At 73.6% G+C, this 21,201-nt stretch carries 16 protein-coding genes; 2 read left to right on the top strand and 14 right to left on the bottom strand.

The features are described from left to right. Window positions 1-81: 81 nt before the first annotated feature. The 5 genes from orn to IEZ10_RS15675 form a co-directional block, all read right to left on the bottom strand. The gene (gene orn, locus IEZ10_RS15695; protein WP_189247244.1) at window positions 82-684 is read right to left on the bottom strand and encodes an oligoribonuclease; all 603 of its coding nucleotides are present in this window, start codon (window positions 682-684) and stop codon (window positions 82-84) included. A gap of 22 nt (window positions 685-706) precedes the next feature. Then, window positions 707-1,909 (bottom strand): DUF2510 domain-containing protein, encoded by a 1,203-nt coding sequence (locus IEZ10_RS15690; RefSeq protein WP_189247243.1) that lies wholly within the window; start codon window positions 1,907-1,909, stop codon window positions 707-709. Between the two features lie 52 nt (window positions 1,910-1,961). Then, entirely contained in the window at window positions 1,962-3,356 is a 1,395-nt protein-coding gene (locus tag IEZ10_RS15685; RefSeq protein ID WP_189247242.1) for a serine/threonine-protein kinase, read from the bottom strand. Then, window positions 3,353-5,134: a serine/threonine-protein kinase gene (locus IEZ10_RS15680; protein ID WP_189247241.1), complete on the bottom strand. Its 1,782-nt coding sequence runs from the start codon at window positions 5,132-5,134 to the stop codon at window positions 3,353-3,355. The genes IEZ10_RS15685 and IEZ10_RS15680 overlap by 4 nt, the downstream gene beginning before the upstream one ends. 116 nt (window positions 5,135-5,250) lie before the next feature. Beyond that, entirely contained in the window at window positions 5,251-5,898 is a 648-nt protein-coding gene (locus tag IEZ10_RS15675; protein ID WP_189247240.1) for a pyridoxamine 5'-phosphate oxidase family protein, read from the bottom strand. Window positions 5,899-5,932: 34 nt separating this feature from the next. Here IEZ10_RS15675 and pdxR point away from each other — a divergent pair, with 34 nt between their 5' ends. Next, on the top strand, window positions 5,933-7,600 hold the full coding sequence (gene pdxR / locus IEZ10_RS15670) for a MocR-like pyridoxine biosynthesis transcription factor PdxR (RefSeq protein ID WP_189247239.1): 1,668 nt from the start codon (window positions 5,933-5,935) through the stop codon (window positions 7,598-7,600). 9 nt (window positions 7,601-7,609) lie between these two features. Next, on the top strand, window positions 7,610-8,668 hold the full coding sequence (locus tag IEZ10_RS15665) for a phosphotransferase family protein (RefSeq protein WP_189247238.1): 1,059 nt from the start codon (window positions 7,610-7,612) through the stop codon (window positions 8,666-8,668). A 115-nt stretch (window positions 8,669-8,783) separates the two neighbouring features. Here the strand turns inward: IEZ10_RS15665 and IEZ10_RS15660 are convergent, their stop codons facing one another. The 9 genes from IEZ10_RS15660 to IEZ10_RS15620 form a co-directional block, all read right to left on the bottom strand. Beyond that, window positions 8,784-9,875: an LCP family protein gene (locus tag IEZ10_RS15660; protein ID WP_189247237.1), complete on the bottom strand. Its 1,092-nt coding sequence runs from the start codon at window positions 9,873-9,875 to the stop codon at window positions 8,784-8,786. A gap of 2 nt (window positions 9,876-9,877) precedes the next feature. Beyond that, window positions 9,878-10,459, bottom strand: coding sequence for an RNA polymerase sigma factor (locus tag IEZ10_RS15655; RefSeq protein ID WP_189247236.1), 582 nt, complete (start codon window positions 10,457-10,459; stop codon window positions 9,878-9,880). Between the two features lie 134 nt (window positions 10,460-10,593). Continuing rightward, window positions 10,594-11,019 (bottom strand): hypothetical protein, encoded by a 426-nt coding sequence (locus IEZ10_RS15650; RefSeq protein ID WP_189247235.1) that lies wholly within the window; start codon window positions 11,017-11,019, stop codon window positions 10,594-10,596. After that, window positions 11,016-14,714 (bottom strand): glycosyltransferase, encoded by a 3,699-nt coding sequence (locus IEZ10_RS15645; protein WP_189247234.1) that lies wholly within the window; start codon window positions 14,712-14,714, stop codon window positions 11,016-11,018. The genes IEZ10_RS15650 and IEZ10_RS15645 overlap by 4 nt, the downstream gene beginning before the upstream one ends. A 197-nt stretch (window positions 14,715-14,911) precedes the next feature. Then, entirely contained in the window at window positions 14,912-16,039 is a 1,128-nt protein-coding gene (locus tag IEZ10_RS15640) for a glycoside hydrolase family 26 protein (RefSeq protein WP_189247233.1), read from the bottom strand. A 280-nt stretch (window positions 16,040-16,319) separates the two neighbouring features. Then, entirely contained in the window at window positions 16,320-17,228 is a 909-nt protein-coding gene (locus IEZ10_RS15635) for a glycosyltransferase family 2 protein (protein WP_229811305.1), read from the bottom strand. Window positions 17,229-17,300: 72 nt separating this feature from the next. Then, window positions 17,301-19,445, bottom strand: coding sequence for a lipopolysaccharide biosynthesis protein (locus tag IEZ10_RS15630; RefSeq protein WP_189247232.1), 2,145 nt, complete (start codon window positions 19,443-19,445; stop codon window positions 17,301-17,303). Then, window positions 19,438-20,262: a polysaccharide deacetylase family protein gene (locus IEZ10_RS15625; protein WP_189247231.1), complete on the bottom strand. Its 825-nt coding sequence runs from the start codon at window positions 20,260-20,262 to the stop codon at window positions 19,438-19,440. The genes IEZ10_RS15630 and IEZ10_RS15625 overlap by 8 nt, the downstream gene beginning before the upstream one ends. Continuing rightward, a complete protein-coding gene (locus IEZ10_RS15620; protein ID WP_189247230.1) occupies window positions 20,259-21,200 on the bottom strand; it encodes a glycosyltransferase family 2 protein in 942 nt (313 codons plus the stop codon). Before IEZ10_RS15620 ends, IEZ10_RS15625 begins: the two co-directional genes overlap by 4 nt. Window position 21,201 lies beyond the last annotated feature (1 nt).

The following is a 21,201-nucleotide window of genomic DNA, read 5'->3' as shown; positions in this document are numbered from 1 at the left end:
ACATGGAAAAGTGTAGCGGTTCCCGGGAGTCGTTTCGTACCCGGTTTCGCGAGCACCGTCAGACCGGCTCCGCGAGCACCGTCAGACCGGCTCCGCCGAGACGCCCTCGGCCAGCTCGCGGGCGGTGGCGGAGTCGGGGCCGGGCTGGGCCACGAAGACCGCCGCGCGGTAGTAGCGCAGCTCGCGGATGCTCTCGGTGATGTCGGCCAGCGCCCGGTGCCCGCCCTGCTTCTCCGGCGCGGCGAAGTACACCCGCGGGTACCACCGCCGGGCCAGCTCCTTGATCGAGGACACGTCGACCATCCGGTAGTGCAGGAACGCGTCCACCCCCGGCATGTCGCGCGCGATGAAGGAGCGGTCGGTGGCGATGGAGTTGCCGCACAGCGGCGCCCGCTTCGCCTCCGGGACGTGGCCCTTGATGTAGGACAGGACCATGGCCTCGGCCTCGGCCAGGGTCACCCCGCCGGCCAGGGACTCCAGCAGGCCGGACGCGGTGTGCATCTCCCGGACGACGTCCGACATCTGCTCCACCGCCTCCGGCGGAGGCTTGATCACCACGTCCATGCCCTCGTCGAGCTGGTTCAGCTCGCTGTCCGTGACCACGCAGGCCACCTCGACAAGGGCGTCTCGGCCGAGATCGAGCCCGGTCATCTCACAGTCGATCCAGACCAGCAGGTCACTCATAGCCTTCAGCGTAGTCCCACCTTCAGGAGAGCTTGAGGGAGCCGACAACCCGGTCGACCACCGCGAGACCGAGGTTGTCGGGCACGGACATGTACATCAGCGCCGGGCGCCTGCCCGCGCCGCGGTCCACCAGCACCATGGCGCCGCGTTCCTTCTTGAACTTCCAGCCGTTGGCCTTGGCCTCCTGGGAGAAGTCCATGTCGAAGACGAGGAGCCAGGCGTCCCTGCCGCTCACCTTGATCGCCTTGTTCTCGACGATCTTCTTGGTGTGCGGGGGGCTGTAGAAGACCGGTTCGACGCCCAGCAGCAGCGACGAGAGGGTCGCCCGCATGCCGGGGACGCCGTCGTAGCCGAACCTGTCCGGCAGCTCGCCGGTGAAGAGGTTGCCGACCCAGTCGTGGCCCTCGCCATCGAAGTTCTTCTGGGAGGTCGCCTCGACCCTGCTGCCGTTCAGGAAGCTCGTGCCGTCCGTACGGGTGCCGGGCGGCACCTTCCAGGGCTCGCCGGGGAAGTCGTAGGACAGGCCGGAGGTGGAGTCGGTGATGCGCCCGTTCTCCGGCTGGGGCAGCTCGGGGCCGTCCGAGGGCGGTGACTCCGGTGTCGCCGGGTCCGACGGCGTGGGCGTCGGCGGGGAGGTCGGCTCCGCGGTCGTCGTCGGAAGCGGCGAGGGGCGGTCGTCCGCGAGCTCGCCGCCCCTGGGGATGAGGAACACGGCGGCGACGATCACCGCGACCAGGACCACCGCGCCGACGCCGAGGATCCAGGGCCAGGGGGCGCTCCGGCGCGGCGGCGGGCCGTACGCGCCCGCGGGCAGCTGCGCCGTGACGTTCGGCGGGCCGCCCCACGGCGGCTGCCCGTGCTGCCCGTACTGGCCGGGCTGTCCCGGTCGGCCGTGCTGGTCGGGCCCGCCTCCCGGACCCGGCCGGCCGTGCTGGGCCTCCGGAGACGGAGGTCCTCCCGGCGGACCGGCCGGTCCCTGCCGCCCGGCCTGTCCCGGCGGCTGCCACGGGGACGCCCCCGGCTGGTCGTGCGGCCCGGCCGGACCCGCCTGGCCGGGGAACGGTCCGGTCTGCCCGGGGAGCGGTCCGGTCTGGGGCGGGGACGCCGGTCCGGCGGGGGACTCCACCGGGTGGGTGGCGTCGGTCCACTGGTTTCCGTCCCACCACCGCAGCCGCGGTGAGCCGTAGGGATCCGGGTACCAGCCGGCGGGGGTCTGCGTGGTCATGGCCGTCAGAGTAGTAAGAACCTATTTATCCTGCATTATCGGTATATCCGGATCATGACGTGCACCGGTAGGTGAAAGAGGCCCTGCCCTGCAGCTTTCCGCCCTTGGGCAGGGGAGAGAGGACCCGCAGGGTGGCGGTCCCCCGGAAGTCCCCGTCGCCACGGACCGTCCACAGCAGGGTCACCTCGTGCGAGGTCCTCCCGGCCTCGACCTCTTCGGTCTGCTCGGTCGGCGTCCTGCGGTCGCTGCGCCGCCACTGGTAGCGGATCCTTCCGGCGGAGCCGTTGGTGGAGAGCACGCCGGTGATCCTGACGGTCGTGCCGCAGCCCTGCGGCTTCTTCGGCGCGGTCACCTGCACCCCGGTCACCGCCAGCGGCGTCCCCGGGTCCGCCGGCTCGCGGAACAGCCAGACCAGCACCCCCGCGACCACCATCAACGCGATGATCACCGAGGCGAGAGCCGTACGGCCGCGCCGGACCCTGCCGCGGGAGGCCCGCCGCCCTCGGGAGGCCGCACCGGACGACCCGTCGCGGCCGCCCCGCCAGATCCGCGCGGCTTCGGTCTCCGCCGGCGCCCCGGACCCGGACCCCAGGACCGTGCTCTCGTCACCGCCCGCGCGCCCGCCGCCCGCGGCGGCCGGCAGCAGCGTGGCGATCCCCCCCTCGTCCGGCAGGGGAGCCCCGGGGACGGGCCCCGGGGGAAGCGTGGCCTCCGCCGGCCGCCGGCGCGCGGCCTCCGCCAGCCGGTCGCGTCCGGCGAAGCCGTCCGGCAGCAGGTCGCGCCCGGCCAGCAGGACGTCGCGGGCCTGGGCGAGGCCCCGGGCGGAGGCGGTCGCCGCGGCCCGCTCCAGGAGCCCGGCCGCCTCCGGGTACGGCGCCGCCCAGCGGGCGGCCAGCTCCGTGGCGAGCGAGGCCCACGCCGCGACGTCGTGCTCCGGAGCGGCGGGGCGGCCGCGCAGCGCCCCGGCCAGCCCGCGCTCGGCGAGCAGCGCCGACCCGTCGGCGGCGACCACCACCGTGCCCGGATGCAGCGCGCCGTGGGCCAGGCCCGCCGCGTGCAGGGCGAGGAGCGTCTGCGCGGTCTCCACCAGGACCGCGGCGGCCCCGCCCGGGCCGGGACCGTGGGCGGTGGGCGGCTCGGACAGCAGGTCGGCCAGCGTGGGGGCGGCGGGCTCGGCGGTGAGCAGCCACACGTCGTCCCCGGCCGCGACCAGGTCGGCGACCGGAAGCAGTCCGCTCCGGCCGCCCCGGGCGAACCCCAGGTCCGCGGTCACGACCCCGGCCAGCCGCCGCCGCGCCGCCGGGTCGGCGACCGACTCGGGGGAGAAGCGCAGGGCGCCGCCCGGACGCCCGTCGGCCGTCACCGCGGACCACCAGGTGCCCAGCTCACCGGCCCGCGTTCGGTGGCCCGGCCGGAACCCGGCCGGGCCCTCCGGGCCCGGGTTCACCGCCGGGTCCGGCCGTTCGGACGCCCGCGGCGCAGCCCGGCCGCCAACGGGACGGCCGCGAACGGGACGGCGCCGGTCAGCGCCCCGAGGGCGAGGAACGCGGCGGACGCGGTCGTGGCGGGCGGGGTGGGCGAGAAGCCGATGTCTCCGCTGCGGGTGTCCGACGGGGAGGGGTTGGACGTGCCGTCATCCCCGCTGGGGCTGGAGCTGGAGCTGGAGCTGGAGCTGGGGTCGGGCTTCGGCGTCTTCGGCGGCTGCGTCCTCGGCGGCTGCGTCGCCTGCGGCGTGGAGGTGGCCCGCGGCGTCGAGGTCCGCGCCGGCTGCTCACCCGGGCGGCCGACGTCGGAGGTCTCCTCCTCGGTGGTGGACGGTGAGGCCGTCCGGGTGGGGGTGGGCCGGTGCGGGCGGCGGGTCCGCGTCGGGGTGGCCGACGGGGCCGCGGTGGTCCTGGTGGGCCGGGCGGTGGGCCTGCGCGTGGGCGACACCGGCGGCGGGCTGGCGGCGGAGGTCGCCGCCGGGGTCTCGTCGGTCGCCGACGCGCTGGGGGTGGCCTTCGCCGGCGTCTCCTCCGGCGTCTCCTCCTGCGGCTCGTCGGTCTCCCCGGGGGTGATCGACTCCACCGGGTCCGAGGGGGTCGCGCTCGCGGTGGCGGCCGAGCTGCGGGCCTGGATCTCGCTGGAGCCGGAGGAGTTGACCAGTACCATCCCGATGACGCCGACCAGCGCGACGCACCCGACGCCGACCAGGATCTTGGAGGTCCGCCTGGACAGCACCGCCCGCCAGCCGTGGTCGTCCAGGTCCAGGTCCTCCCGCCCGTCCGGGTCGGCCTCGCCCGGCACCGGATCACCCAGGTCGGTCTCGGCGAGCGAGGTGTGCGCCTCCGAGGTCGCCGACCTGCGCGGGAAGGGGAAGAGCGACGCCATGATCCCGGCCAGCGCCGCCAGGCGGCGGCGGCCCCGCTCCTCCCAGTCGGGGCCGTAGGCGTCGGCGGCCACCGCCTCCAGCTCGGTGAGGAAGGCGATGGCGGTCGGCGGGCGGTCCGCCGCGTGCTTGGCCAGGCCCCGCTCCACCAGGCCCCGCAGGGCCGAGGGCACCTCCTCCGACGGAGGGGCCATGCTCTGGTGCTGCCGGGCCAGCGCGGCGATGTTCGTCCCGCGGAACGGGCGGGCGCCCGTCAGGCACTCGAAGAACACCGCGGTGGCGGCGTAGACGTCGGTGGCCGGGGAGGCCGGACCCCCCGACCACTGCTCCGGCGCCATGTAGGGCGGCGTTCCCGCCGGGACGTCCCCCTCGCCGGAGCGGACGGCGATGCCGAAGTCGACCAGCCGGCTCGTGCCGTCGGGCTCGATCAGGACGTTCTCGGGCTTGAAGTCGCGGTGCACGACGTTGATCTTGTGCGCGGCGGCCAGGCCGGTGAGCGCTCCCTTGAGCACCACCAGCGCGGCCTCCGGGCCGGTCGGCCCCTCCGAGCGGAGTACGGCCCGCAGCGGGACGCCGTTGACCAGCTCCATGACGATCGCGGCGCCCTCGCCGGTCTCGACGTAGTCGTAGAGCCGGACGGCGTGGGGGCTGTCGAGGGTGTAGAGCACCCGGGCCTCGTGTCGGAAGCGCGCGACGAAGCCGACGTCGCCCCTGAGCCTGTCGGACAGATATTTGATCGCCACCAGGACGTCGTCGGCGTCGTGCCGGGCCATCATCACGCGGCCGGCCGCGCCGGCGCCCAGCTCGCGGATCTCCGTGTAGCCGGGGACTCGCCATGCCGATGACGTGCCGTACATGCGGTCTCCTCAGTTGACTGGGCCCCCACCCATGAAAGACGGACCGTAGCTTAGCGACAGAACATCGGTTTCCGGGGATTAACCACAAACCGTCAGAACGCCTGGAAAAACGCGCCCTACCGGCCGGGTGCGGCGCGGGAGGCGATGTGCCCGGGGACGTCCACGCCCGCGGGCAGCGCGGGGTCCGCCTCCGGTTCGCCCCAGGAGGCGCGCAGCGGCAGCACGCCGGCCCAGACGGGCAGCGCGTAGTCCTCCTCCTCGTCGCCCGGCGGGCCCTGCCGTACCTTCACCGACGCCTCCGCCAGGGAGAGGGCCACCACGGCGGTGGCGGCGAGCTCCTTCCGCGTCGGCAGGCGGACGGCGTCCCACTGGCCGGGCGCGAGCCGCTCGGTGATCGCACGCAGCCCCGCCAGCCGCTCCTCGGGGTCCGTCACGACGCGGGGACGGCCGTAGACCATGGCGGAGCGGTAGTTCACCGAGTGGTTGAACACCGAGCGGGCCAGCACGACCCCGTCCAGGTGGGTCACCGTCACGCACACCTCGCCCTCCCCCCGCAACGAGGGGGAGCCGGTCGAGCCGTGCAGGTAGAGGGTGTCGCCGATGCGGCCGTAGCAGGTGGGGAGCACCGTCGGCGTCCCGTCGGACCTCACCACGCCCAGGTGGCAGATCAGCCCGGCGTCCAGCACCGCGTACAGGTCCTCGCGGCCGGTCCTGGCCCGTTCCTTCATGCGGCCGGGCCGGGTGCGCGGAGTCGTGGAAAGCATGACCCTAATCTAGGAAGAAGTGGACATAAGAAACATGGCCACTTTTCCATGCTTCCGGGAGACCACTTTGCCGCGCACCTCCGTCGACCTGCCCGTCTCGGTGGACCGCGACGCCCCCGTTCCGCTCACCGTCCAGCTCGGGAACCGGCTCCGCGCCGCCATGCGCGACGGCACCCTCAAGTCCGGCGAGCGCCTGCCCTCCACCCGCGCCCTCGCCCGCCAGCTCGCGGTCAGCCGCACCGTGGTCACCGAGGCGTACCAGCAGCTGTACGCCGAGGGCTGGCTGGACGGCCGCCACGGCTCGGGCACCTATGTGGCCGACGTGGTCGTCCACGCCCCCTCCCCGCCGGCCGCCCCCGCCGTCCCGCCCGCCCCCGCCGGGCCTGCCGTTTCCACCCGGCCGTCCGGGGCCGCCGGAGCCGCCCGGTCCGGCGCCGTTCCGCCCGCCTTCTCCGCCGGGAACGGCGCCGCTCCCGCCGGGCCCGTGATCGACCTGCGGCCCGGCCGGCCGTGGGTCCACGACTACGACCGGGCCGCCTGGCGCCGGGCCTGGCGGGCCGCCGCCGACCTGCCGCCGGGAGACGACCCCGACCCCTACGGGCTGCCCCGCCTGCGCGAGGCGCTGGCCGAACACCTGCGCAAGACCCGGGCGGTCGCCGTGGGCCCGGAGAACATCATGGTCACCCGGGGCACCGGCAACGGCCTCGACCTCGTCGCCGCCACGCTGCTGCGCCCCGGCGACCGGGCGGGCGTCGAGGACCCCGGCTACCGCGTCGCCGGCAACGTCTTCGCCGCCCGGGGCGCCGAGATCGTGCCCTGCCCGGTGGACCGGGAGGGGGTCGTCGTCGAGGGGCTCCCCGGCGACCTGCGCGTCCTCTACACCACCCCCGCCCACCAGTACCCGCTCGGCGGACGCCTGCCGATCCCGCGGCGGGAGCGCCTGCTGGCCTGGGCCCGCCGTACCGGAGCGATCGTCGTGGAGGACGACTACGACGCCGAGTTCCGCTACGACGTCGCCCCGTTGCCCGCGCTGCACTGCCTGGACCCCGGCCGCGTCGTCCTGCTCGGCACGCTGTCGAAGTCCCTGGCCCCGGACGTGGGGGTCGGCTGGCTGGTGGCCGCCCCCGATCTGCTCGCCGCCGTCGCCCGGACCCGCAACGACCTGGCCGACCGCACCGGCGGCCCGGCCCAGCAGGCGGTCGCCGTACTGCTGGAGAGGGGGGACCTGGACCGGCACCTGCGGCGCATGCGGCTGGAGTACGCCCGCCGCCGCGCCGTCGTCGTCGACGCCCTGGGCCCGCTGGTCAGCGGGGACACCGCGGGGCTGCACGTGATGATCGAGGTCCCGCCCGCCGCCGTCCCCCTCGTCGTCGCCCGCGCCGCCGAGCGGGGCGTGCTGGTCGACTGGACCGAGAACCCGCGCCGCGGCGACCGGCCGCGCGGTCACGGACTGGTGCTCGGGTACGGCTCCGCCTCGCTGACCGAGGTCAGGCGGGGCGCCGCGGTGATCGCCGAGCTGGTCGCGGCCTGGCGGGACGGGGAGGGCCGGAAAGGGGAGGCGCAGGCAGAGCCAGGAAGACGCGGGGAGAGCGGGAGAGGCGCGGGGGAGGGCGGACGGGAGAAAACAGGAGGAGACGGGCGCGGACCGGAAAGGACGCCCGGCGTGGCCCGTCTGGCGGATAAAAGCCGAATGACGTTCTAATGTTTGGTCATGAGCACGCCCGGCATCAACTGGTCCCGCCTGGTCGCCTGGATGGCGAGCAACGTCCCCGACGTGGGGGAACCCACCGGGGTCTCCCTCATCTCGGGTGGGAAGTCCAACCTGACGTATCGGATCGACACCCGAATCGACACCCGGGCCGACACCGAGGGCCGCGCCCTGGTCCTGCGCCGTCCCCCGCTCGGCCACGTCCTGCCCACCGCGCACGACATGCGCCGGGAGTGGCGCGTCATCTCGGCGCTGTCCGGGACGGCGGTGCCGGTGCCCGAGCCGGTCGCGCTCTGCGTCGACGAGGACGTCATCGGCGCGCCGTTCTACCTGATGGGACACGTCGAGGGGCAGGCCGTCCGGGGTCGGCAGGACGCCGAGCTGTCGCCGGAGGACGCCAGGGCGCTGTCGGAGCGGCTCGCCGAGATCCTGGCGGCCATCCACGCCGTCGACTACGAGGCCGTCGGCCTGGCCGACTTCGGCCGCCCCGACGGCTACATGGCCCGCCAGCTCGAACGCTGGGGGCAGCAGTGGGAGCGCTCGAAGACCCGCGAGCTGCCCGAGTACGACCGGCTCGCCGCCCGCCTGCGCGACCGCCTGCCCGCCGCCTCCCGCGCCGCCCTCGTGCACGGCGACTACCGCCTGGACAACACGCTGGTACGGCTCGCACCCGGCGCGGCCCCGGACATCCGGGCGGTCGTCGACTGGGAGATGTCCACCCTGGGCGACCCGATCGCGGACCTCGGCCTGACTCTGACCTACTGGCAGGACCCGGGCGACGACGAGCGCTCGGCCCTGCCGGTCGCCGGTGACATCACCCTCACCCCCGGCTTCCTCGACAGCCGGGGGTTCGCCGAGCACTACGCCCGGGTGTCCGGAGCCGACCTGGGCGACCTGGACTTCTATGTGGCGTTCGGCAACTACAAGCTGGCGGTCATCGTGGAGGGCATCCACGCCCGCTTCGTCCAGGGCAAGACGGTCGGGGAGGGGTTCGACGAGATCGGCGCCGCGGTGCCGCTGCTGGTCGCCCGGGCGCACCGGGCACTGGACGAGGGCCTCTGAGGCGCCCCCGCCGCGACGGCCCTCGCCCCCGTCGTGTCTCCGTCTCGGATGTGTCCTCTGACGTGTGCTCGCGCCGAACGCGCTCCCCGGCCCGCCCGCCGGGGAGCGCCCGGCCCTACTTCTTCCGAAGCCCGGCGAACAGCCGCTCGGCGCCGCGGGCGTCCCACTGCAGCCGGTTCCGGTCCTCGGGGTGGGGATGCACGGGGACGGTCACGAACTCGACCTCGCCGGGCCCGACCGTCCGCAGGCTCTCGGCGACGGCGAGCATCGTCTCCGCGTCGAACCCGGGGTCGGTCCTGACCCATTTGCGCGCCTCGGTGAGGAAGCCCGCCAGCTTCGCCGGATCGCCGGTCAGCTTCTCCGCCTTCTTCACCAGGGCGCCCATCAGCCGCTGCTGGCGTTGGACGCGCATGAGGTCCGAGCCGTCGCCCAGGGCGTAGCGGACCCGGGCGTAGCCCAGCGCGGCCCTGCCGTTCAGTATCTGCCGGCCGGCGGGGAGCCGCACCTTCGCCTTGGGGTCGACCACCGCCCGCGGCAGCGTCATCTCCACTCCGCCCAGCGCGTCCACCAGCTTCGCGAACCCGGAGAAGTCCGTCTCCACCACGTGGTCGACGCGGATCCCGGTCAGGGACTCCACCGTCCTCCACGCGCAGTTCAGCCCGCCCTTGTCGTAGGCGGAGTTGATCATGTCGGTCCGGGCCGGTACGGGCTTCCCGCCGGGGGTCTCGCAGGAGGGGATCCGGACGATCGAGTCGCGGGGGAAGGAGACGACCGTGGCCTTCTTCCGCCCGGCGGGCAGGTGGATCAGCAGCATCGTGTCACTGCGGGCGCCGGTGCCCGCCCGGTGGCGGGGGTTGAGCGCCTCGCTGTCGGTTCCGACGAACAGGATGTCGAGGGTCCCCTCCGCCCCAGGCGGGCGCTCGCCCCGCGGAGCGGTGACGGACGGGTCCCCGACGGCCGCCTGGAAGCCGTAGGTCCGGAACACCACGGGGACGGCGACGGCGGCGGCCGCGGTGACCGCGGCGGCCAGGCCGAGCGCCGCCCAGCCGCGCGTCACCCGGAGCGTCCAGAGCGGCCGGACCGCCCGGAACGTCCAGCGCGGGCCGGAGGCGGTGTCGAGGAGGCGCCGCCGCTGGTGCGCCAGCGTCGCCGGCGGCTCGTGCTCCAGGTCGCGGCCGAGGTCGCGGAGCGTCGTCAGGTCGTCCATGGTCACGCCTCCTCGCGCAGCGGGTTGGTGTCGCCGAGCGCCGCGCGGAGCTTGCGCCGGGCCCGGTTGAGGCGGGACCGCACGGTGCCGACCGGGATGTCCAGGGCGCGGGCCACCTCCTCGTACGACAGGTCGCTCCAGGCGACCAGCAGCAGGACGTCGCGGTCGCGGGCCGCGATCCCGGCCAGGGCGCGGGCGAGTGCCGGCCGGGACGCCTGGGCGGTGACCCCGGCGGCCACCCGGTCGGCGGGCGACTCCACGACGTCCTCGGGGGCGGTACGCAGCAGCGACCGGTAGCGGGCGGCCTCGGTGCGGCGGTGCCGGGAGACCAGTCTGGTGACGATGCCGAACAGCCAGGGGCGGGCGTCCTCGCAGGCCAGGTCGTAGCTCTTCCGGCGGGCGAAGGCCACCAGGAACGTCTCGCCGACGAGGTCCTCGGCGATCTCCGGGCCGAGCCTGCGGGAGACGTACCGGTAGAGCATCGCCGCGTAGCGGTCGAACAACGCGGAGAACGCCTCCGGACGTGTCAGGGACTCCCTGACGAGGTCGGAGTCGAGGCTCCGGACTGTGGGCGGAGCGGTCATCGCGGGCACCATGGCATCGAGGCCGGCCTTCCGTGGGACGGGTGGTCGGTGATGTATCGCCACACGCCCGCCCCCGGGTTCACGCTCGGCGCCGCTCCGCTCCGGGGCGCGCCGCCGCCCGGCGCGCCCGTACGTCAGGAGGGGTCGGTGGAGCCCGCCACGGCGCGGCGGCGGGCGTCGCGGCGGGAACGCCGCGCCAGCCGCCCGGTCAGCAGCGCGCCCAGCGCGGCGACCGTGGTGATGGAGGCCAGCGCGATCATCGCCCGGTCCGTCGTGAACGTGCCGCTCATGAAGAACGCCTCGCTCACGATCATCCCGATGGCCACGCTGAGGGCCAGGGCGAGCGCCATGCTCTCCGTGGCGTCCCCGGCGTGGTCACGGCGTCCGAACAGCGGGCGCGCCAGGGCCAGCACGGCGGCCCCCGGGCAGGTGATCATGAAGACGACCGTCACCGTGACCCGCAGGAAGCCGGGGTCGGCCACGTGCGTCACCAGCAGGGCCAGCCATCCGGTGAGGGCGAGCAGCGGCATGGGCCAGCTCGGCCGGTTCGAGGGGGTCATTTGCTCTTCTCCGGGACCAGCTCGTAGACGACGCCCCCGGAGGTGCGCATGAGCAGCTTGAAACGGTCCGACGCGGCGGCGCCCTTGTCGATCCGGTCCACCGTCCCCTTGGGGAAGATGCCCGCCGTCTCGGTGGCGGCCTTCTGCGCCCGGTTGATGATCAGATACGCCTTTCCTCCCGGTGGGAGCCTCGACATCAGGCTGGTCAGGGACGGTATCGGATTCTTGATCATCTCCGGCAGGGTGGGGACGTAGTCGGGCAGGTTCTTCACGGCGGTGCGCGTCGGCGGAAGCTCGTCCAGCCAGGTGTGGTCGTAGCGCTCGTAGTAGTCGTAGGCCCCCGGGAGGACGAACGTGGGCGCCACGATCTGCGAGCCGTACGGCGCGACCTTGTAGACCGCCTGGACGAGCGCGGCCTCGGCGGAGGTGAAGTAGTTCGTCTGCTCCTTGCCGTAGTTGCCGAAGAAGAAGCCGGTGACCATCAGCAGGAAGACGAGCGGCAGCACCGCCAGGCGGATCCACTCCCGGCGGGCCGGCAGGAAGAGGGCCGCGGCCAGGAACGCGGTCAGCGGCAGCGTGAACAGGTAGACCCGGAAGACGATCTCACCGCCGTAGCTTCCGCCGGCGAGGAACAGCAGCGGGCTCAGCCCGATCGCGACCAGCGGCAGCCACGCCCGCCTGAGCAGGTGGCGGCGTTTGTAGGCTCCGGCGAACGCCAGCAGCCACAGGCCGGCGGACAGCGCGCGGTCGGCGTAGGCGACGATCACCTGGCCCGGGGAGGCGTCGCCGAGGGCGATGAGTCCGTCGTCGAGGTTACCGCCGGCGTCGCCGAGCGACTCCACGATGTCCCCGAAGCGCTCCTCCAGGAGCTGCCGGGCGGCCAGCAGGTCCCACCCCGCCACGACGAGCCCGGTGACCACCAGGATGCCCACGTTGCGGTGGCGGCGCAGCAGGACGAGGGAGAAGAGCGCGGCCGTCAGCACCAGCGGGGTGAGCTGGTGGGAGGAGGCGATCCCCAGGGCGACGACGACCAGCAGGCAGGACCAGACCAGGCGGGTCCGGGTGTCGGAGACGGGCGGCGGCTCGGCGCCCAGCGCCTCGGGATCCTCGCCCGCCCGGATCGGACCGCGCCGGAAGCGCCTGACCACGACCGAGAGCACGATCAGGTAGAGGACGAGGGTGGTGGCCTGCGGGGAGAAGTAGTCCTGCCCGACCCAGGAGCAGGAGAAGTACACCCACACCGCGCCCCACACGAGCTGCCGGTTGCGGGTCACCGTACGCCACAGCAGCAGCAGCGGCAGGAGCAGCGCGACGTTGAAGACGGCCGGTCCCCACACGGCGATGCCGAGGGCGTTCTCCAGCCCCGCGGCCCTCGTCATGAGGGCGAAGAAGGAGAAGAACCCGGGCCACTGGTGGTAGGCCGACAGCGGCGTGACGTCCGGGTCGGTCGCGCCGTGCCTGATCAGGTAGTCGATGACCGAGACGTGCTTCCACGCCCAGGAGTAGCGCAGCGACGGGTAGAGCAGGGCGGGGGTCGCGTGGAGCACGGCGATCAGCACGAGCACGTAGCCCGCGTGCCATAACTCGAGTGCCTCCCGGTCGCCCAGCAGGCAGACGAACCCGATCACCATGACCGCGATCGCCAGCCAGAACGTGACCGGCATGACCGTGATCAGCCCGAGGTCGGTCATCCCGTCGAGGTGGACGCCGCGGAGCGACAGCCCCCACAGGATGCTGGCCAGCGGCAGCGACGTGCGGGAGACGAACCAGGTCAGGGTGTTCACCTGCCCGGCGGTCCCCTCGGTGCGCGTGGTGCGCAGCCGCCGGGCGACGTAACCGGCGTTGACCGTCACCAGGCCGAGGAGCATCACCAGCAGGGCCTTCCAGCCCTTGACGTCCGCCGGGCCGGTGAAGGTGACGGCCCGGAAGATCGCCTTGGGCAGCCCGGCCCTGACGGGCGCCAGGTGGGCCAGCGCCCCCTCCCGCCCACTGGCCCGCTGCGGCACGCCCGCCTGTGACCGGCCCTCGGCGAAGCACCGGGCCAGGAAGTAGGAGAGGCGGGCCCGGCGCGGCGGGACGTTCAGCCGCACCGCGGCCGAGGGCTCGTGGACCAGCTTCGCCTCGGGCGCGAGCTCCCGCAGGCGCGAGCGGAGCTCGGTCGCGGTCCCCCCGGCGGGCTCGGCGGCGGCGTCGCCCGCCCGGCGGTCCAGCGTCTCGGGGAAGCCGCCCGCCTCGGTCAGCGTCCGGCGCCGGAACGACAGGGCGCCGCCGTACAGGTCGTCGATCTCCTCGGTCTCGTCGGGCGAGCCGGTGCACGGCACCCCCAGGACCCAGGACAGCTCGGTGGGGAACCAGTCGGGACGGCCGGCGCTCCAGCGCGGCGTCACCCGGCCGCGCACCGCGACCACGTCGTCGTCGGCGTAGGCGGCCAGCAGGGACGCCGACCAGCCCGGCTCGGGCAGGGAGCCCTCGTCCAGGAACGCGATCACGTCGCCGTGCGCGCTCGCCAGCCCGAGGTTGCGCGCCGCGGCCGAGCCGCCCGCCTCGCGTCCCGGCAGCACCGTGACGCCGGTGAGTTCGGCCTCGGCCCAGGAGACCAGCTCCGGGCACTGGTCGACGATCAGGATGATCTCCTCGGGCGCCGGGTCCTGGGCGCGCAGCGCCGCGACCGTGGCGGTCAGCCGGGCCCGGGAGTCCATGGAGTCGCCGGTGAGGACCACCGACAGGGACGGGTCCGCGGTCCGCATCGCCGTCCTCGTGGCCGTCCGCACCGAACCGGCGGCCGGCGAGGTGGACGATCCGGCGGACGGTACGGAGGACCCGCGGGCCTGTCCGCTCAGGAGGTCGGCCGGGATGCGCCAGCTCACGGTGGCGTCGTCGTCCTCCACGGGGGGAGCGAGGACGACGAGTTCCTCGTCCCCCTCGTCTCCCTTGTCCTCCCCGGTCTTCTCGCCGGATGCGTCGCCGTCGTCCTCGGGTGGGGCGTCGCCGGAGGAGGTCCGGGGCGGGGCGCCGCCCGCCTCTTCAGCCTTCTCGGCCTTGTGACCGCCGTCCTTGCCGCCGGGGGAGGCGTCCGCGTGCTCGTCCGGGGCCTCGTCCTCGATGAGGATCTCGATCTCGTCGCCGTCACCGTCGCGGGTGTCGGCGCGGAGCGCCGCGAGCGAGGCGCCGGTCACGACGACGGTCGCGCCCTCCGCGCCGGGGTCGTCCCGGCCGGGGATCTCGTCCTCGCCGGCGGACCCGCCCCCGTCAGAAGGCCCGTCGGCGGCCTTCCCTCCGGCGGTCTCGTCACCGGCACGGTCCTCGTTCCGCAGGGCGCGCCACACGGGCCAGGGGGGAGGCTCGTCCTTCTCGTCGTCCGTGCGGTCCGGGGCGGCTCCGCCACCGGCGGCGCCGTCCGGAGGCTCCCCGGACGCGGCCGTGCGATCCGAGCCCGTGCGGTCCGGGGCGGCTCCGTCGTCGGTGGCGTTCGGAGGTTCCCCGGACGCGGCCGTGCTATCCGAGGGCTTGTCGGACGCGGTCCCGCCGTCCGAGGGCTTCTCCTCGCCCGAGGGCTCCGCGCGGTCCGGGGTCTTCCCGTCGTCCGGGGAGCGTTCCGGTGTTCCGGGCGTCTCGGTCTCCGCGGGGTGGCCGGGGGGCGCGGCCGGGGTGGACGGCGGTCGTGCGAACGCTCGGGTGGCCGGCTCCTCGATCATTTCTTCGGCCTTTCTGCCCTCCACGCTCGCCCTTTCCCGGTCCCCGCCATGCCAATGCCAGACCACGACTTTACTCCGCGCGGATTCTTCTCCGTGCGTGTCGGCCGGGACTCCCGTCTGGCGTGTTCCGCCGGGATCCACCCCGTTCCCGGCATATCGCCGCCCGGGGACGACCCGGACGGCGGGTATGCCGTCGCTCAGCCCGTGGCCTGCGCCGCGTCGCCCTGGGCCGCGCCCGGCTGCTTGAAGTAGGGGTCCCGGCCGGCCTCGGCGAACGCCTCCATGACGCCGGAACCGGTCAGCCGGAAGTCACAGGAGTCGCCGTCGACGTTGTTCCACTGGATGAACGCCTTGAGGTTGGGCATGGTCTTCGCCACATTCGGAATGTCGCGGTACCAGTCGGCCCGCGCCGAGGAGTCGCCCTTGTCGCTCTCGGTGCCGTACTCGGCCAGCATCATCGGCTTGCCCGCGAAGCCGTTCTCCTGGAACCAGTCGTAGGTCGGCCTCACGGTCTCCTCGAAGTTCTGCCAGGAGGCGTTGCGGCAGGAGGCGAAGTTGTAGGGGTCGTAGCTGATCCAGTCGACGTACTCGTCGCCCGGGTAGTACGCCTTCCACCGGTCGCGGAACGGGTAGTAGCCGGTGACGCCCCAGACCCAGACGGCGTTGGTCGCGCCCTCCCGGCGGAAGCCGTCGACGATGCGCTTGTAGGCCGCGATGTAGTCCTTCGGGTCCTGGCCGGTCTCGTCGCGGTCCTTCTCGCCGTCGAAGCCCACGAGGACGGGCTTGCCGTACGCCTTGACCCGGGCGGCCTGGTCGGTGATGGCCTGGTCGTAATATCCGGCCGCGATCTCCCGCCAGGGGATGTCGAGGTTGTCGCTCCAGATCGACGACTCCCAGCCGAGGAACGTGATGCGGTCGGAGCTCAGCGCGACCTCGCCGTCCCGGAAGAACCGCCCCGCCTCACTGTCGGACATGTCGTGGTAGCTGATAGTGACGTCCAGCTTGCGGCCGATCTGCTTCTCGATGCCCTCCACGCCGGAGACGAGCTCGGCGTCGCTGGACACCGGCACGTGCATGCCCCACCAGGCCCCGCAGGGCGGCACGAGCTTGTCGGTGGGGGCGCACGAGGCGGGCGGGGTGCTCTCCCCGGGGACCGTCGGGGGAGGAGGGGGCGCGGCGGCCTCGTTGCTCCCGCCGCCCCTGGAGACGAGCGCGTAGACGCCCGCCGCGACCACGAGGACGACGGCCAGGGTGGCGAGCAGCCACCGTGAGGCCGGGGACTTCGCCGCGGCTCCGGCGCGCTTTCTGTTTCCAGGCTGGATCATGAATCCGTCCGAGTGGGTGAGGCCGGTGGACCGGTGATGATCAACATAGAGCGCGGCTTTCCGGGTCGTTCGAGTTTTAATTGATTTTTATATGAGATCATGCTCGTCCGTTGTTATGGCGAGCATAAGGAAACGTGCTTAGCCGCAGGTGATCGCCGTTCCGGCCGTTTCTTACGGTTTCCTGTGAATCCGTGGACCCATGGATTCCGCTGGATTTCGCCGGGGCGGGTGCTCCGGTCTCACCGCGGACGCGGGCCCGCCGTCGCGGGACCCGCGTCCGTCAGATGCCGCGGCCGATCCGCTGCAGCCGGCTCACGATCGCGTCGGCGGGCACCCCGGCGGTCACGGCCAGCGCGAGGTAGGCGCGCGGCTCCCAGGGACGCTTGCGGACGGTGCGGCCGATCCAGCGCAGCGCCTGCGACGAGTGGCCCAGGGACGCCTCGGCGAAAGCGATCTTCCCGGCGAGCTGCGCGTAGCCGCCCGCCCCGGAGAACTCCGGATACCGGTCCAGCATCCAGCGCAGTGCCTCGGAGATGGTCGCGCTGGTGTCGACGATGGAGAAATAGGAGGAGTTGTGCATCCGCAGCCGCACCGCGACCTCGGTGAGGTTGGCGATCGGCCCCATCTTGGCGGCGCGGAGCAGCAGCTCGTAGTCCTCGCCGTAGCCGCCGGGCAGTTCCTCGCTGACCAGCCCGAAGCCGTTCACCAGCGCCTCGCGCCGCATCAGGTAGGTCGAGGGGTGCATCGTGGGGAGCTGCTTGTTCAGCAGGTCGCGCAGGGTCACCGACGTCAGGGGGATCGACCTGGGGTAGGAGACGCGGTCGTTGAACAGCTCGACCCCGCACGTCACGAAGTGCCCGTCGCCGAGCGCGGCCACCTGGGCGCGGAGCTTGTGCGGCAGCCACAGGTCGGTGTCGTCGCAGAAGGCGACCAGCTCGCCGTCGGCCATGAGACTGCCGGTGTTGCGGGCCCCGGCGATCCCCGGCTGCCGCTTGTTCGGGGTGACCAGTACGCGGCGTCCCGGGGTGTCGGACACGAACGACTCGTCCGGGTCGCTCTGGTCGAACACCGCGATGCAGGTCACGTCGCCCGGGTAGTCCTGGCCGAGGATCGAGCCGATCGTCTCCCGGAGCATGTCCGGGCGGTTGCGGGTGGGAATGACTGCGGTGACCGCCGGCCAGTCGTTCACGATGGGTCCTTTCGATGGAGCTTGAGCTGTGGGGGGACGCAGGTCGAGCCCCGCGGCGGCAGTCTAGGCCGTTCAGGCCGCCGTTCTCAGGGTCTCGTCCGTCGTGGAGACGGCCGGCTCGGGCCCGCGCCGGGTCCTGCGCGCCGGCACCAGTGCCAGCGCGGCGACGCACAGGCCGAGCAGGACGGCCAGGGCCACCTGCGGGGACCCCGCCGAGACGAGCCGGAAGACGATCGTCACCAGCATCACCGCGGGCCAGCGCAGCCGCCCGCCGGGACGGATCGTCCGTACGGCCAGCGCGGCCGGAGCCAGCGCGGCCACGGCGAAGGCGGCCGGCGCCCACGCCAGCAGCCAGGTGGGGTCGGCCAGGCCCATGGCGCGCGCCAGGAAGGCCGGCAGGGCCAGCAGCAGGTCGCCGCCCGTGGCCTCGCCGGTGGCCATGATGCGCGTCACCCGGCCGGCGAGCTCCGCGGCCGGACCGGCCTGCGCCGCGGTGGCGTTCAGGCACACCGCGACCGCGACGAGCTGCGTCCACAGCACCGGGTGGCGGCGGTTCATCAGCAGCTCGGCGGCGAAGGCGACGACCACCAGACCGGCGGCCGCGACGGCCGCGGCGGTGGACGGGAACGACAGGGCGCCGCCGGACAGGGCGGCGAGCGCGGCCACGGCCAGCCCCTCGGCGGTGATCAGCGGCGGCAGCCAGGCCCTGGCCCGCACCACCAGGGGCACGCGGGGCCGCGCGGGCGCCGCCTCCCGCCCGGAGGCCCGGCCCGGGTCGTGGGCGGCCGACGCGACGGTCGCCACGGTGGGCTGGGCGTCCACGATCATCATGACCAGGGTCGGGGTCTCGTCCGGCGAGAGCTCGGCCTCCGCGGCCGGGGCCCGCGGCGCCGCGCGCAGCACGGAGACCAGGCCGGGCGCGACGATGGCCACCACGACCAGCTGGGCGGTCAGCGTGCCGACGCCCACGCCGGTGATGCCGTAGAGCCGGAAGAAGACGAACGACAGGCCCACGACCAGGACGCACAGGAGCGCCTGGAGCATCAGGAGCGTCCGCACCCGGCTGCGCGCGCGGAGCACACCGAGGTAGATCTCGATCACCGCGTGCGGCAGGCACGCGAGGGCCAGCAGCCGCATCACCGCCGCCCCGTGCTCGGCGTAGGCGGCGCCCCAGCCCAGGCGCAGGACGAGCGGCGCGCTCAGCGCGGTCACGGTGACCACCGGGACCAGCAGCATCAGGGTCCGCCGCAGCGCGAGCCGGCACTTGCCGGCCAGCAGCGAGGGGTCGCCGGAGCCCTCGATGGTCAGCGAGATGGCCATGTTGAGGGCGAGCATGTCGAAGACGCCGACGAGCGTGACGGCCGCGCCGTAGTATCCGGCCATCTCCGCGTCGACGCCGCCGGACACGATCACCGGCATGAGATAGACGCTGATGAGGGTGAGCAGCGTGCCGGGGAAGTCCCCGGCGAGGAAGCGGCCGATGCGGCGCGGGCGGGGCGGGGCGCGGTGGGCGCCCCGGGCGGCGGCCAGCGGGGACAGCCTGCCGAAGATCGCGATGCTGATCGGCACGACGGTGAACGCCACCGGGATCGTCCAGGCCAGGAAGATCCCGGTGCCGGGGAAGACCGGGGCCAGCACCGCCACCAGGACGATCTTGGCGATTCCGACGCCCACCCCGATCAGCGGCACCCAGGTGGCCTTGCCCAGCGTGGTGAGCACCACGTCCTGGAGGGTGAAGACCGACCACAGGACGACCGAGAGCAGGAACCACCCGGCCGTGCCGATCCCGTGCAGGCTCCCGTAGTTGGAACCCCACTGGTCGAGCGTGGCCAGGAAGAAGCCGGTGGCCAGGGCGGCCGCGCCGCCGCCCACGAGGTAGGCGGCGCCGACGAGCCGCCCGGTCGCCCGCCCGCCCTCGGGCAGGAACCGGGTCAGCGCGCCGACGAACCCGAACGCGGTCATCGCGGCGAGCAGGCGCATCGCGGCGATGAGCGCGAAGGAACGGCCGTAGTCGCCCTCGTCGTAGAACCGCGCGGCCACCGTCCAGTAGGCGAGCCCCAGGGCGCCCGCGGCGCCCGCGTTGACGATCAGCGAGTAGGCGTTGCGCAGCAGGGGGTCGTTGAGGTCCTTGGGAAGACGGCTCCAGAGGTTCTTCAGCGGTCCGCCCCGCGTCGCCCGGGTCCCCGTCGTCCCGCCGGAGAGACTCGTGTCACTCACCTGCCGTTACCCGCCCCCGCGCGGCCCTCGTCGAGACTTGGCGCAACCCGTAGCGCGCGCGGCGCACCAGCGCGTAGCCCTTGGTGAGGGCCCGCTCCCGCAGATAGAGCAGCGGGATCCCCTCTCCCTCGACGGCCCTGGCGAACTTCGTCATGGACGTCCGCTCGGTGACCGTCAGACGGGGGATCGTGAGCATCTCGTCGCCTTCCTCGAAGGCGTCGTTCGCCACCGCACAGGCGGTCCAGTACCCGGCCCGGCGCACCTCCCGGCGCACCCGCGCGCTGGAGTAACCGTAGGGATAGGCCATCGTGGCCACCGGGCGGTCGATCTGGTCCTCCAGGAGGGCCCTGTTGGTGCGCAGTTCGTTGCGGAGCTCGGCGTCGGGGAGCTGGTCGAGCTGCGGGTGGCTGTGGCTGTGCCCGCCGATCTCGATGCCGCAGGAGACGGCCTCGCGGACCTGGCTCCAGGTCAGCATCGGAGCCAGCCTGCGCCCGGCCTCGTCGGGGCCGGCGTCCTGGATCCAGCCGCTGGTCACGAAGACCGTGGCCGGGTAGCCGAACCGGTCGAGGATCGGCAGCGCCTCGCTGTGGAAGTCGGCGTAGCCGTCGTCGAAGGTGATCGCCACCGGCTTGGCCGGCAGCTTCCCGGTCCGGTGCACGCCCGCGACCAGGTCAGACAGCGTCATCGGGGTGAAGCCCCGGTCGCGCAGCAGGCCGAGCTGCTCGGCGAAGCGCCGCGGCGAGACGGCCAGCGGCCGGGTCTCGTCGTTCGGGGTGTCGCTCACCGAGTGGTACATCAGGATCGGAACGCCGGTCATGACCGTCCCAGCCTCAGCCGCGCGGTGCCCACGGCGTACCCCCAGGCGGTCCAGACCAGGCCGACCACGATCGCCGTGGCCCGGCCGAGACCGGCGAGGTCGCCCCGCAGCGCCGAGCCGACGCCGCGCAGCACCCCCAGGGGCAGCGTCTTCGTCGCGTAGCTGCGCTCGCTCGACAGCCCGTCCTCGGTGCCGACGCTGGAGGCGACCAGGGCCTTGGACAGGCCCTCGGCGTAGCAGCGCGACCGGAAGTAGGCGAAGCCCATCCGGGGGACGGGGACCTTGTGGCCGATCACCGCCCCCGGCTCGAACAGCATCACCGAGCCGGGGCGCCGCTGGGACAGGCGGATGCAGAACTCGGTCTCCTCGCAGCCCAGCGGGCGGCTCTTGCGGCCCTGCACGCTGCGGCCGATCCCGGTGTGGAAGCCGCCGACCTCGCCGACGACCTCGCGGCGGAAGGCGGCGTTGCCGCCCATGACGTTGCGGATCGGCGCCCGGACCGTGGGCATGCCCCGATAGGTGCAGCCCACGGTCCAGTCGAACTCCTCGGGGAACCAGCGGGGACGGCGCCCCGTGGCCCACAGAGGCCTGGTCAGCCCGCCCACCCCCACGACGGACGGGGTCTGGAAGCCCTCCTCCAAAGCCTCCAGCCAGCCAGGCTCCGCCACCGCGTCGTCGTCCAGATAGGCCACGACGTCGCCGGTGGCGATCTCCGCGCCGGTGTTCTTGCCACCGGACAGGCCCTTCTGGTGCGTGTTCTCCACCACGACCACGTCCGGATACTCCCGCTTGAGTCTCAGATGCAGGTCCGGATTGTGGTCGACCACGAGGACGATCTCGTACGGTGCGCGCCGCTGGTCCTGCACGGACCGGACGGCCGCCCGGATGTCCTCCCAGCGTTCCTCGGTGTAGACGCAGATGACGACACTGATCTTCATG

Source organism: Streptosporangium pseudovulgare, from assembly GCF_014648055.1.
GTDB classification, from domain to species: domain Bacteria; phylum Actinomycetota; class Actinomycetes; order Streptosporangiales; family Streptosporangiaceae; genus Streptosporangium; species Streptosporangium pseudovulgare.
Note: the sequence above shows the minus strand (reverse complement) of the source record. Positions and strands in the feature narration are given on the sequence as shown.

Coding starts and splice junctions, on each gene's coding strand:
- orn (WP_189247244.1), bottom strand. CDS start 684: ATGAGTGACCTGCTGGTCTGGATCGACTGTGAGATGACCGGGCTCGAT.
- IEZ10_RS15690 (WP_189247243.1), bottom strand. CDS start 1,909: ATGACCACGCAGACCCCCGCCGGCTGGTACCCGGATCCCTACGGCTCA.
- IEZ10_RS15680 (WP_189247241.1), bottom strand. CDS start 5,134: ATGTACGGCACGTCATCGGCATGGCGAGTCCCCGGCTACACGGAGATC.
- IEZ10_RS15675 (WP_189247240.1), bottom strand. CDS start 5,898: ATGCTTTCCACGACTCCGCGCACCCGGCCCGGCCGCATGAAGGAACGG.
- pdxR (WP_189247239.1), top strand. CDS start 5,933: ATGGCCACTTTTCCATGCTTCCGGGAGACCACTTTGCCGCGCACCTCC.
- IEZ10_RS15665 (WP_189247238.1), top strand. CDS start 7,610: ATGAGCACGCCCGGCATCAACTGGTCCCGCCTGGTCGCCTGGATGGCG.
- IEZ10_RS15660 (WP_189247237.1), bottom strand. CDS start 9,875: ATGGACGACCTGACGACGCTCCGCGACCTCGGCCGCGACCTGGAGCAC.
- IEZ10_RS15655 (WP_189247236.1), bottom strand. CDS start 10,459: ATGACCGCTCCGCCCACAGTCCGGAGCCTCGACTCCGACCTCGTCAGG.
- IEZ10_RS15650 (WP_189247235.1), bottom strand. CDS start 11,019: ATGACCCCCTCGAACCGGCCGAGCTGGCCCATGCCGCTGCTCGCCCTC.
- IEZ10_RS15645 (WP_189247234.1), bottom strand. CDS start 14,714: ATGATCGAGGAGCCGGCCACCCGAGCGTTCGCACGACCGCCGTCCACC.
- IEZ10_RS15640 (WP_189247233.1), bottom strand. CDS start 16,039: ATGATCCAGCCTGGAAACAGAAAGCGCGCCGGAGCCGCGGCGAAGTCC.
- IEZ10_RS15625 (WP_189247231.1), bottom strand. CDS start 20,262: ATGACCGGCGTTCCGATCCTGATGTACCACTCGGTGAGCGACACCCCG.
- IEZ10_RS15620 (WP_189247230.1), bottom strand. CDS start 21,200: ATGAAGATCAGTGTCGTCATCTGCGTCTACACCGAGGAACGCTGGGAG.